This is a genomic window from Neotabrizicola shimadae (assembly GCF_019623905.1).
Lineage (GTDB): Bacteria > Pseudomonadota > Alphaproteobacteria > Rhodobacterales > Rhodobacteraceae > Neotabrizicola > Neotabrizicola shimadae.
On record NZ_CP069370.1, the window covers coordinates 87,803 to 99,093 of the forward strand.

Consider the following 11,291-nt stretch of genomic DNA (forward strand, 5'->3'; position numbering starts at 1 on the left):
AAGACGCAGCTATATGCCTTCAGGTCGAGACGAATCCGTAATACGCCGACGCGAAATTCTTCTAGATTCGCTCATAACTCTGCAATCTGCCATTGAGGTGGACACAGGCGCTGCTTCGAGCATACTTCTTAAGCGCGCGCGAATCCTGATTGCGCTGGAGAAGTTTGAACTTGCCCGTCGTGACATCAGTTCTGCGCTTGCATCCGATCCTCTGGACCCTGAATTGCTTGCTTTGTCCTGCTTTGTGAGCAGAACTGAGACCATTGAGCCTGGCGAGCCCCTGTTTCCTGCCCATGACCACGCGGTGGAATTACTGCGCAGCCTATTCGCCACTCCGGTCCAGAGGACCGCGGCACTTTCGGCGCTTGATCCCGGCAAGTTGCCTCTGGTTGTGGACTGTGACCTGAGCGTGACGAAACGGCTGACCTTCGTTCAGAGAACCGGAGACCAGGTGAGACTGTCGGGAGGGGCCGCCAATGACTTTCCTCAGCCGCTGGGAAAGGGCATGGCGGGCGGTGTCGCCGTCTTTGCAGTAGATTATTTTCTGGAGCGATCTGCCGAGGAAGACCGGTCTGTGGACATCGTGGCGAACGACGTCGCGAAGTCCGTTCGAGTTCCGGCGCTGATGGGGCGGTGCACGATGCCCGTTGCAACCGGTGACGAGGAGCGATCTGTCTGGATCATTGTTCCGGTTCGGGATGGCGGCACAGCACTGGAGGCATGTCTAGAGACGGTTCTTTCCGCCTTGGATGATGTGCAGGGAAGCTGTCTGGTTATCGTCGACGACGGATCGCAGCAAGAGGCCACGCGCCGACTTCTTGAAGAGGTTGCGCGCCGGCCTGATGTCAGGCTGCTTCGCACCGCTGGGGCCTGTGGCTTTACCGCTGCAGTGAACCTGGGTCTATGCGCCGTGGGGCAGGGGCCGGTGCTTTTGCTGAACTCGGACACATGGTTGCCGTCAGGTGTGCTGCGGCGCCTGCTGGCGCATTTGGATGACGACGGCATCGGCACTGTGACCCCGCTGTCCAACGATGCAGGCGGTTTCTCTCTGTGTGGCCCCGGTCGCCGCTGTGCGATGCCGCCGCCTGACATCTGCGTTCGGCTGGCGGATGCGGCTTGGGCAGGTCATCGCGGGAAAGCCATTGATGTTCCTAACGGGAATGGCTTCTGCATGTTGATATCGGCCTCGTGTTTGCACGAGGTGGGTGCCCTGTCCGGGCATTATGACAGCGGCTACTATGAGGAAGTCGACTTCTGCCTGCGCGCCGGCCGTCTTGGGTTCAGGAATGTTGCCGCCGCCGACTGCTTTGTGGGGCATGTTGGATCGGTCTCTTACGGTTCGGCCAAGACGAGGCTGGTTGCTGCCAATCGGCGGCGGCTGGCGCGGCGGTTTCCCGACTATGGCAGCAAATACGAGGCCTTCGTCGCAACAGACCCTCTTGAGCCGGTCAGGGCGTCTCTGCTGGCTGCGGTAGCCGCTGACTGGCAGCCCGTGCGGACGGAAGAGGCGCCGCAGGATCTGATGGATTTCGAACTGCCCGATGGACCGAGTGACCCGCTTCCGGTTCCAGTTTCCGTGCGACGATTGCCGGCGGCGCTGCGCAACCGCAGTTTCGAGCGGCTTCGCCTAGTGCCGGAGGCACGCTTGTCGGCGTTGGGGCTTCGGCTTCGTCCGCGCCTTGGACTTGCGGCGGATTGGCAGGAAGGTCGGTGGGAACTGCGTTTGGGCACGGTTGAGGACGGGCCTATCGCGAGCCTTTCTTGCCGGGAAGCCGAATCGGAAGACTTCCGGTCGTTCGAGTCCTTGGTTCTTTCAAGCCTGACGAACGGCGAAACCCGCGGCTTCGGCGATGCCGTTCCGATCTGAATGCCGGTTCATCGCGCCCGGGGTCCTGCGCGGATATGTCGAGATGGTGGATGAGCCGACACGCCATTGGCATGTGGGTCTGTTCGTGGACAACGAATTGCAGGGAACTTGCCTGTCGGACCTTCCCTTGACCCTGACGGAAGAAGGCAATGGTGCAAGTGCGTTCGAGTTCAACCTCGTGACGGAGCGGCTTGCCGATGCCGAGGAACTCTGCGTCAAGGTTCTCAACACAGGGCATGTGATCGCCCGCTTTGCGCCTTCGGACCTTTTGTCGTGGCGCGAAGGCGCCAACGCTGGACCGGTCGGGTTTGTCCGGCATGCGCAGGGGCTGGTCATTTCCGGCGTCATCGAGAATGCCGTTACCGAGCTGCCCGCCTATGAGATCGTCGCCCTTGAGGGCGACCGGGTCGTCGGTCGAACCCGCCTGTTCCGGTGGCAGCACGTCGGCGCCGGGGACAGTGCCGTCGGCCGGGCGGCGGCGTTTGACCTGTTCCTCGAGCCCGACCTGGCGGATGGGCGAGTTCATCTCTTGCATGTCGAGACCTCGACCGGGCTTTCGCTTTCCGGAAGCCCGCTTGAGATCATTGTGTGGCCGAACCGCCTTCGGGAGGAGCTTTTGACCAAGGCCGCGGGCGGTTTGCGAGAGGCGAGGCGCCGGAGGGCGGACCTGATGCTGGATCGCCTGCTGGGGTCGAGCATGCCGGTATCCGCCTATGCCTCGGCCTATCCGGAACTGGGGCGGCCGGTTCTTCCGGGGGCCCCGGACGGATCCATTGGCAGCGACGGTGCCTGGCGGCGCGTTGGAACGACCGGATGGGTGATTTGCCATCACCATATTGTCCAGCCGCTGCCCGAATTCGGGGCGCGGCTGGAAGCGGCACTGGAGACCGCCAGTGAGCGGCCGCGCCTGATCGGAGGGGATCTGGCGGTACGGTTGCCGGACGAGCAGATCCATCCGTTGCTTTTCCCGGCTTTCGACCTGGAGCGGCTCATGGAACAGGGACATTCGACCCTGTGCTTTGCCGTGCCGGCAGAAGCGGTGGAGGGGACGGCTGCCCTGTCCCTGGCCGAACTGATGCTGGGCTGGCTGGCGGCCGAAGGACAGCCGCTGCGGCGAACGGCGATCCTGCATGTGCCTCACCCGGCCGGCCTGTTGTCCGAGGACGATCTTGTCGCGAGTTGTGCCGCCCGCGGTGAAGCCTTGGCTGCGGCCCTGCGCGGTTGCACGATGCTTCCGGCTGGTACGACGGTTGCCGCGGTGGAGCCGCCCGGACCGCGCGCGCCGCGCTTTCCGTCGATCCGGCTCGGTCGGCCGGTTCGCGAACGCTCGGTGAGTATCGTCGTTCCGACACGGAACCGCGGTGAGATGCTGAACAACGCGGTGAAGGGGCTGATCGAAAGCAATCCGGGCTTCGAACTGGATATCGTGGTGGTGGACAATGGCTCTACCGAGCCCGGAACGCTGGCCGTCCTGGACGCGCTGGAGCAGAGCGGGGTTCGCATTCTCGAGTTTGGCGAGGGCTTCAACTACGCGCTCATCAACAACCTGGCGGTGGAACACGTCCGTCACGAACAGATCTGCTTCATGAACAATGACGTGGCCTTTCCCGAGCCGGGTGTCCTGGTCGAACTGTGCAGCCGTCTGGCCGCCCCGGATGTCGGCGCCGCCGGGCCACTGATGACGCGCGCGTCCGACATTGTTCAGCATGGCGGCGTGGTCCTGGGCCCCTGGCATGGCGCTGTCCATGCCTTCGAGGACCGCATGCTGGGCGACCCCGGATATGGCGAGATGTTGCGCGTGGCCGGCGAGACGAGTGCCGTCACAGGGGCCTTCCTTCTGACGCGGCGCAGCCTGTTCGAGAAACTGGGCGGCTTCGACGAGCTGGCCTTCCCGGTGAACTTCAACGATGTCGACTATTGCCTCCGGTTGTGGGAGGCGGGTCATCGCGTGGTGTTTTCGCCGCATGTTCGCATCTACCACTTTGAATCTGTGAGCCGCGGGCGCGAAGCCGCAACTCCGGCCGCCCTGCGAATGCAGCGCGAACTGGCCTGCCTGCGCGCCCGCTGGCGCGAGGCGCTTCTGGACGATCCGCAGTACCATCCGATGTGGGGGGTGGATTGCCTGCCATACCGCGCGCTTTCGATGACACACCGCGCCCCGGCCGCCCGCCATGCCGGCGCGCGGCCCTCGGCGTCCCTGCCTGGGTGGCTTTGACATGGACCGAGCAGAACCCCGAACCGGCACCGCCGCCCCCCTGACGCGCCGCCCGGTGCTGTACAACCTTGGCTCGGGGCCGCGGCGGCTGTTGTCGCGGATGCCGAAGGACGGCCCCTTCGCCGGATGGTCCGAGGTGACGGTCGATCTGGATCCCGGCAATCATCCCGACATCGTGGCGGACATCGCCGACCTTTCGGGCGCGGTGGCGGACGGGGCGGCAGACCTGATCTGGTGCAGCCATGTGCTGGAGCATTTCCACGACCACCAGATCCCGGCGGTGCTGGCCGGCTTCCTGCGCATTCTTGCGCCGGACGGGGCCGCGGTGATCCGCGTGCCCGACCTGGCCCAGGTGATGCGGCGGCTGGACGAGACCGATCTGGAGCGGGTGCTGTACACGTCACCGGCCGGCCCGGTCTCGGTGCTTGACGTGATCTATGGCCACCGCGCCTCGGTCGAGGCCGGTAATCTCTTCATGGCCCACCGCACCGGATTCACCGAAGTCTCGCTGGCCCGCAGGATGCTGGAAGCTGGTTTCGAGGAAGTGCAGACCCACGTGGGTGATGCGATGGATTTCTGGGCGGTGGGCTATATTGGCTCTGCCGCTAATTTGAAACTTATCGGTCAGCTAATTGGGCCCGCGCAAAAGTAGTCCTGTCAGCGCGGGTTACGTTCCTTCAATTCTTGCTGAATTGTTGACTCGGTGCTGACCACTCCGACCATTTTTCCTCGCCTATACTGTTGACAACACGGGACCTGATCTTTTCCCAAAGATCAGCATTGCGTTCTCTAATTGCCGCAAGCTTAAACGCGGCTCCGGCTGCGTCGCGCACTGGATGAAGAACCTTGTCCTGAAGCGTTCCAGCCTCAACCTCAAGGTTGCAAATCGGAACACTTGAAGTGAAGGTTTGATTAGTGAAGGCGCCTGCCGGCGCAATATCCTCTATCGAGCGGTGTGAAAAGCCGTCCCGAATTAGAACTGATGCGACAAAAGACTCATCGTTCGGGATCTCCGGTCCAGGCGCATCTGCCGCTATAGTGGTGAAGTGAAAAGATCGTGCCAAGCCAAGATGGCAGACTGCGCGCCTGGACAATCTCGCAAACGATACAAAAACGCCAAAAACGTTGTCTTTTCCAACCAAGTTCGCCGCGCTGGCATGCCAACCCCAGCGCGGTGGTCGCTTGCCGAGACTTGCGCCAACGAGATCAGCATCACACTCCTCAAAGCGAGAAAACAGTGTCATCGGATCAGTGAACGTGAACGCAACATCAGGTTCAACAATCCAAAGATAATCGAAACTCAGGGCGCGTGCCGCCACATAAGCGACATAGTCGCCGCACTGCCAGCCTGAATTCTTGAACGAGCGAAGTCTGAGGTCTTCAATCGCCGCTCTTGACATCTCAATCGTGACATTGGAAAGAGATGGCTCCAGCCGCGCGCCTCCATCGACATTGTCCACGATGAAATAAACACGATCGGGGAACACCCGGGAAAGGTATTCGTATTGCTTCCTTTCGGGCGCCCCGATGTTTCGGCACCGAATGGCAACTATAGTCCTGCTCATCTATCTTTCACCACACTCTTCACTCTCCGGCAGCCCGTCGGCTTGACTTTAGGTCTAGGACGCCATTGAATCTGAAATGTGAATTGGCTTTTGTGAGGCGCCAACGATAGAGCGCCACTCATCCCGGTGAGCTGTCAATATGCTCCGCACGTGATCGAACATGAAGACATCCTTCTCGTTCTTGTCCTTGATCTTCCTCAGAATATCTTGCGTCAAATCGACCGAGGTGTCTGCTGTATTTGGCGTCTTCCGCTGGTGTTCAGATGGGAACTTATTCGGGTGCCCCATAAGTTGGAAGATAATTCCAAACGACATCGGGTACATTTCCAGAAGCCCAACGAAGGCCATATCTTCCTCTACTGCGCGGATCAAGCTCTCTGCGGTGCAGTCGCGGCCTGCGATGAATTTGGCCATCGTGTTCTGTGACATGGGGTGGTCGATGTAGCTTTCAAGCGTCGGGAACTGCTCTCGGAACCTCAAGTGCGGGGGGTGCATTTCCGTTCGCTGGTAGCGGTAGTCGGATATAACCCGGTTCTCGGGCGCGCGCAGGATGCTCGTTACCCGCAAGCGAGGGATGCTCGTCCTCAGTGGTTCGAGCAACTCACATTTTAGATGGCCTGAAGCGGAGCGGTAGGAGGGCAACTCCGGATCCGAGCAGAAGTTGGAAAGCGCCTCCTCAAGAGATCCTGCCTTCATGCTTCCGTCGTCTCCGTAGGAGGCATGGATGTTGCGATAAGGGCTTGCGATTGAGCGCAGTTCTGCCGAAAATGATGACCCAGCGGTCTTTGGGATGTGCTGGAAGAACCACAAAGCGGAGGGTTCGGTGAATTCTGAAATGAAATCCGCAAGACTCATCCGCTTCAGATCACCGAACGACATTTCCAACTCTCCTCCGGCTTGACTTAAATTTCTGGTTCATGGCTTGGCTGACCTCATCCTGCCGATGAATCGGAGCCTTCTTCGATGGCGTTGGGGACGGCTCGGGAGTTGAAGCTCCATTGAGGCAGGAGAGGTACTCCTTCGCCATTTCGGCATGGCTTGACGGTCGAGCGAGGGCCGCTTGTCGTTCTGGTCGGCCGGCTTCCTTAATCGCCCCCTCCATCACCCGCGCAAGATCCTTTGCGTCGCCCACCCGGAAATGGTGGCCGGTCACGCCGTCCACCACCTTCTCGGCCATCCCTCCGATGCCCGAGCAGATCACGGGGCGGCGGGCGGCGTAGGCTTCCTGGATCACCACGGGGGAGTTCTCCCACCAGGTCGAGGGCACCATGACATAGTCGGCCGCGGACATCAGGCGGCGGACCTGGCGGTTGTCGTAGGGGCCGGGCACTTCGAGGAAGTCGTAGGTCTCGATCGCGCGGGCGAGGCGCTGTTCGAAGGCGGGCGTGACGCCGATGACATTGCCGTGGATGCGGACGCGGAACCGGCCGGCTAGGTCGGGGCGGGCGGCGAGACTGTCCACGGCATTGAGCAGGACATCCACGCCCTTGAACGGGTTGATCTGGCCGAAATAGGCGAAGGTGATCGGATCATCGGCACTGCGCGGGGCGCGTTCGGGCGGGGGGGCGGTGTCGATGAGGCCGTTCTCGATCAGCGAGAACTTCTCGGCCGGCAGACCCCAGGCGACATAGCGGTCGATGAGGAACCGGCTGGGCGAAACGAAGCCGTCACAGCGCGACAAGACATCGAACATGAGATCACGCCGGGTGGTCATTCCTTCGCGGCCATGTTCGGGAAAGCAGGCGGCGCAGGCTTCGGGCGAGGCTGCTTCGCACAGGTTGCGGGCGGGGCGGGTGATCATCTGGCCGTGGTGGGCGCAGATGGCGAGGTATTCGTGCAGGGTGAACACCACGGGCAGGCCGGTCTGTGCCTTGACCTGCCGGACGGCGCCGATGCCGAAGTTGAGATAGTGGTGGAAGTTGATCACGCTGGCGTTCTGATCGCGCAGGAGCCGGACCAGGGCGGTGGACATCGCGGGCCGCCCCAGCAGGAGGACATGGTCGAACTGGGCCGGATCGTAGGGAAGGACATGCTCGTCCGCGGAGGCGAGGGAGACACGGTCAAGCGCGGCTTGCGGAACAGCGGCGATGAAGAGTGACGGGACGCCGAGGTCCTGCAACCCTCGGAACAGCGTATACGCCGCGATTTCGGCGCCGCCCTTGGACACCGATGGATGGGCGTGGGACACAATGGCGACGCGCATCGGAGGAGCGGAGGTCAAGAAGCCGCCCCCGTGCGTTCAAGGCGGGCAAGAAGGGGCGGCCGCGGCTGCTGCAACGCGCTGCGCCCGACACGGCCCAGGATCGGCGCGTCGGGCAGGCCGGCCCAGTCGGCGCCAGACCGGGCAAAGTCGGTCAGGGAGCGGGCAGTCCAGAACAGTCCGGGTGGTCCGTCCTGTCGCATCGGTCGGTCCTGGGCCGCGATAACCGCAAGACCCTCGTCCTTGCCAGAGAGACGCTCGACACACTGCTCGACCAGCGTGCGGGTCATCCGGGCATCCTCGCGCAGGACGACCAGCCGGTCGGCCTTGGTCAGTGTAGAGGCCACGGCCACGTCGCGCAGGCCCAGGGCCGCGCGCAGGAAGAACAGGCTGTTGCCCTGCTGCGCCCCGTCTTCGAGATCGCGGAAGAGTGGCAGGACGTGGCTGCGGACGGCCTCGTGAGCCATGAGCACCACGCGGATGCGGCCTGCTTCCAGCAGGTCGGCCACATCCATGACCTGATCGGCGACACGGTAAGCGTCACTCTGGCTGCCTGAAACCGCGATGAAGAGCGAGCGCTCCGAGGGTTCGATCTGCCAGCCAACGGGCGGTGGTTGCTGCGACTGACGGGCGCGCTTCAACGAAGCGGCCAGGGCCGGAAAGAACGCCTCATGCTCCAGTGAGGGATAGCAGCGAAGCAGCACATCTTCGCCGGCACCACGGTTGAGCCACTGGATCGGTATGTCGGCAAGCCTATGGTTGGTGGCGGCATTCTCACCATGATACAGTTTCAGAGTGAGCTCCTCGATCAGCGCCCGTGTATCGCGCATGGGGAAGAAGGCGACGAAGCCCGCGTCCTGAACCTCTCCACCAGCTTTCGGAAAGGCTGCGAGAAGATCGGGGCGGGCGAGACGGAAAGAACTGCGCAGGTCGGCCTGGGCGACCGTGTCTCCGGCCCGGAGCGCGAAGCCCGTGGTCGTCCTGCCCGGTGCCAGAAGCCATCCTTCGATGATGCATCCGACCCCCGGTATCGCGACGATGTTGTCCACACCGGTCCTGACATCGATGCGGGCGGCCTTCGACAGGCCGGGAACCCAGGACTCCGGAGCAATAAGGATCGACCGAAGTTCGCGATAGTAGCCGTCTTGGAGCGTGCTTCCGGCGGCATCCAGGATCGTTGCAATCGACCGCATGTCGACCCGGCGCAGGGTTGCGCCCACCGACCTGAGATGCGGCACGCCTTCCACGGCCAGAAGCATCACCACCAGCTTCGCGTCGATCTCTGGTTGCCATTCGCCGTGCAGCAGGCCGATGAAGCCGGTCGCGTCAGACGGTACGTCGTCGCGCGAAAACCGCGCGATCGCCATGGCGCAGGGGTGCTTCCATCGGTCCAGCATCAAGGCGCCAAAGGCGTTACCCGCTGACCGTTTGACCCAGCCCAACACCCAGCATCGACCGGATTCGTCAACCGCCACGGCCTCGAGGCAACCGATCTGCCGTTCGTCTGCCATGCTGTGCGCCCGGCCCAGCAGGCTTTCGCCCTTTGCCAGATTGGCGTTCTGAAGCGACGCGATGCTGCCTGTCCGGAACGTCACGAAGACTCTGCCTTATGGTCAGGAAAACGCGCGGCGTTCAGACGTGGTCTCGGCCTGAGCGGCCGCGACCTCTGCACTGGCGACCAGATCCTCCGGATAGGTCGGGAAGTAGCATCTCACCTTGCCGGCATTGAGCCGGGTTGCCGAGAACGGAGTCCACCTCCGCAAGATCAAAGCCATGTTCGGACCGAACATGTATTCGATTCCGCCCACTACCGGAGCATCTGCCCTGGTCCCCGGCATGGCTTCCGGCGTTTCCTGCACGGATACGGTTGTGCGCCGGTCGCCAACGAGCGCGAAAAGCCCGGAATGGCCGGCGGGCCGATGATCGGACATGTAGGTAGCAAGGTTCGCCTCTGCCGGAATATCGACATGGCCGATGCCGACCGGGCCAAGAGCGGCGAGTTCAAAGACCTTGCGCAGCCTGTCTTCCGGCTGTTCACTGTCGATGACTTCATTTGCTGCGCCAAATTCGATCAGCGTTCGCATCAATTCGTAGTCCTTCGCCTCGAAGGCGGCCACATTTCTCATCCAGCGCAGGCGGTCGGAACCGGGCAGTCTGCCGCAGACATAGGTGTCCGGCTGGGCGGGTGCTGAAGAATCGACAACGCGTGCACCAGGCTGAAGAAGAAATGCCTCGCAGTTCTGGAGTGAGACCACGACCCGACGTGCGTCATTTTGCTGCGGCAAGGAAATGGGAAACGAAAAGCCGAGCTTGCCATCTGCAAGACCCGCATCACAAAGATCCTGACGGAAGGTCCCGATTTCGCCAGAGCCGACACAGACACCATCAAGATAGGCAAGAACGGTCTGACCTGTCAAAATAGACGACCTGCAGTGCATCCAGCCTGTAATGACACCGTCCGACGCGCTTTCAATGGCCCCAATAATCATTCAACCCATCCGCGATTCGTGACCCAACCGTCTTGGCTTATAGTGAACCGTTTCGAAGGGGACTGATCAACTGTGTTGCCGGGTGATCCACAGGCTATCGAGATATCTGCCTAAACTATGGGCAATCAACACGGCCTCGTTTCTCCGTAGACTTTCTAAAGATGCGGATACGGCTATGGCGACCGGAAGCCGGCTGGGGCCTGACGGTCGCATCCACTGTTGCCTTCACTTCAGTCAACTGAAGTTTGAGGCGAAGCAGCCGGTCTGCCGGGTTTGCCCCGGTCAGTGTGAGAAAGGTTCCGGTCACCTCTGTGCGCCCGGCAAGTTCGAATTCGGCCGACGCGGACAGGCGGAATTGTCCATCCGGGTCTTCGATCCAGATGCGCAACTGGGAGAAGGGTCGGCCTCCCGCGCCGCCTGCGAGAAATTCACCGGGGGCCGCGATCTGGCCGGTGACCGGATTTTGCAGCACGATGCGCGGCGGGTGGGCGCGGTGGTGAAGCATGAGGCCAAGGATTGCCTGATCCGCGACTTCCCCCCCTATCCAGGAGCCGAATCTGACGGACCTGTCCCCCGACCGGTCGATATAAGCGGTCAGATCGGCCGAAGGGGAGAGTGTTGGACGGGGCCCTGATTTCACCAGATAGTCAATTTCAACCCCGCCGTGTAGCGCGGTTGAGCCCTCTGGAATCAGGAGTTCGAGAAGGATCTCGGCCGTGTCACTGCATCGGATAACACAGATTTCATCAGGGCGCGTAAGCGCACCCCCTGCGTTGGACGGATCGAAGACCAGCGTAATCGCGTGACGCGAGGCCAGTGGCACGATGGGCCGTATGATGGCGTTGAACCCCAGTCCGGGTTCCGCAGCGCTGCGGATTGTCAGGATGCCCGGTGACAGCCTGAGCTTTTCGTATCTCTTTCTTGACGACGCCTCTGCCACTCCGGCCAGTCCTTC

The 11,291-nt window shown here is 62.0% G+C and carries 9 protein-coding genes; 3 read left to right on the top strand and 6 right to left on the bottom strand.

What is annotated here, in order from left to right; all coding sequences use genetic code 11:
• Positions 1-97 precede the first annotated feature (97 nt).
• Genes JO391_RS00390 through JO391_RS00400 form a run of 3 tightly spaced genes read left to right on the top strand, consistent with a single transcriptional unit; the run spans position 98 to position 4,734 of the window.
• Complete coding sequence (locus JO391_RS00390; protein WP_220662256.1) at positions 98-1,867, top strand: glycosyltransferase family 2 protein; 1,770 nt, start codon at positions 98-100, stop codon at positions 1,865-1,867.
• On the top strand, positions 1,851-4,082 hold the full coding sequence (locus tag JO391_RS00395; protein ID WP_220662257.1) for a glycosyltransferase family 2 protein: 2,232 nt from the start codon (positions 1,851-1,853) through the stop codon (positions 4,080-4,082). The genes JO391_RS00390 and JO391_RS00395 overlap by 17 nt, the downstream gene beginning before the upstream one ends.
• Position 4,083: 1 nt before the next feature.
• Positions 4,084-4,734 carry a class I SAM-dependent methyltransferase gene (locus JO391_RS00400; protein ID WP_220662258.1) on the top strand — a complete coding sequence of 217 codons (651 nt, stop codon included), beginning with the start codon at positions 4,084-4,086 and terminating at the stop codon, positions 4,732-4,734.
• A gap of 25 nt (positions 4,735-4,759) precedes the next feature.
• Here the strand turns inward: JO391_RS00400 and JO391_RS00405 are convergent, their stop codons facing one another.
• From JO391_RS00405 to JO391_RS00430, 6 genes are all read right to left on the bottom strand, one after another.
• Positions 4,760-5,647 (bottom strand): hypothetical protein, encoded by an 888-nt coding sequence (locus tag JO391_RS00405; protein ID WP_220662259.1) that lies wholly within the window; start codon positions 5,645-5,647, stop codon positions 4,760-4,762.
• Positions 5,648-5,701: 54 nt separating this feature from the next.
• The gene (locus JO391_RS00410; protein ID WP_220662260.1) at positions 5,702-6,526 is read right to left on the bottom strand and encodes a hypothetical protein; all 825 of its coding nucleotides are present in this window, start codon (positions 6,524-6,526) and stop codon (positions 5,702-5,704) included.
• A complete protein-coding gene (locus JO391_RS00415; protein ID WP_220662261.1) occupies positions 6,513-7,868 on the bottom strand; it encodes a glycosyltransferase family 4 protein in 1,356 nt (451 codons plus the stop codon). Before JO391_RS00415 ends, JO391_RS00410 begins: the two co-directional genes overlap by 14 nt.
• Complete coding sequence (locus JO391_RS00420) at positions 7,865-9,442, bottom strand: hypothetical protein (RefSeq protein ID WP_220662262.1); 1,578 nt, start codon at positions 9,440-9,442, stop codon at positions 7,865-7,867. Before JO391_RS00420 ends, JO391_RS00415 begins: the two co-directional genes overlap by 4 nt.
• Positions 9,443-9,460: 18 nt before the next feature.
• Complete coding sequence (locus tag JO391_RS00425) at positions 9,461-10,336, bottom strand: hypothetical protein (RefSeq protein WP_220662263.1); 876 nt, start codon at positions 10,334-10,336, stop codon at positions 9,461-9,463.
• 115 nt (positions 10,337-10,451) lie between these two features.
• Positions 10,452-11,276: a hypothetical protein gene (locus JO391_RS00430; RefSeq protein WP_220662264.1), complete on the bottom strand. Its 825-nt coding sequence runs from the start codon at positions 11,274-11,276 to the stop codon at positions 10,452-10,454.
• Between the last annotated feature and the right edge of the window lie 15 nt (positions 11,277-11,291).

Excerpts from the sequence above, each read along its gene's own strand:
- JO391_RS00400 (WP_220662258.1), top strand. The coding sequence starts at position 4,084 with ATGGACCGAGCAGAACCCCGAACCGGCACCGCCGCCCCCCTGACGCGC.
- JO391_RS00410 (WP_220662260.1), bottom strand. The coding sequence starts at position 6,526 with ATGTCGTTCGGTGATCTGAAGCGGATGAGTCTTGCGGATTTCATTTCA.
- JO391_RS00425 (WP_220662263.1), bottom strand. The coding sequence starts at position 10,336 with ATGATTATTGGGGCCATTGAAAGCGCGTCGGACGGTGTCATTACAGGC.
- JO391_RS00405 (WP_220662259.1), bottom strand. The coding sequence starts at position 5,647 with ATGAGCAGGACTATAGTTGCCATTCGGTGCCGAAACATCGGGGCGCCC.
- JO391_RS00395 (WP_220662257.1), top strand. The coding sequence starts at position 1,851 with ATGCCGTTCCGATCTGAATGCCGGTTCATCGCGCCCGGGGTCCTGCGC.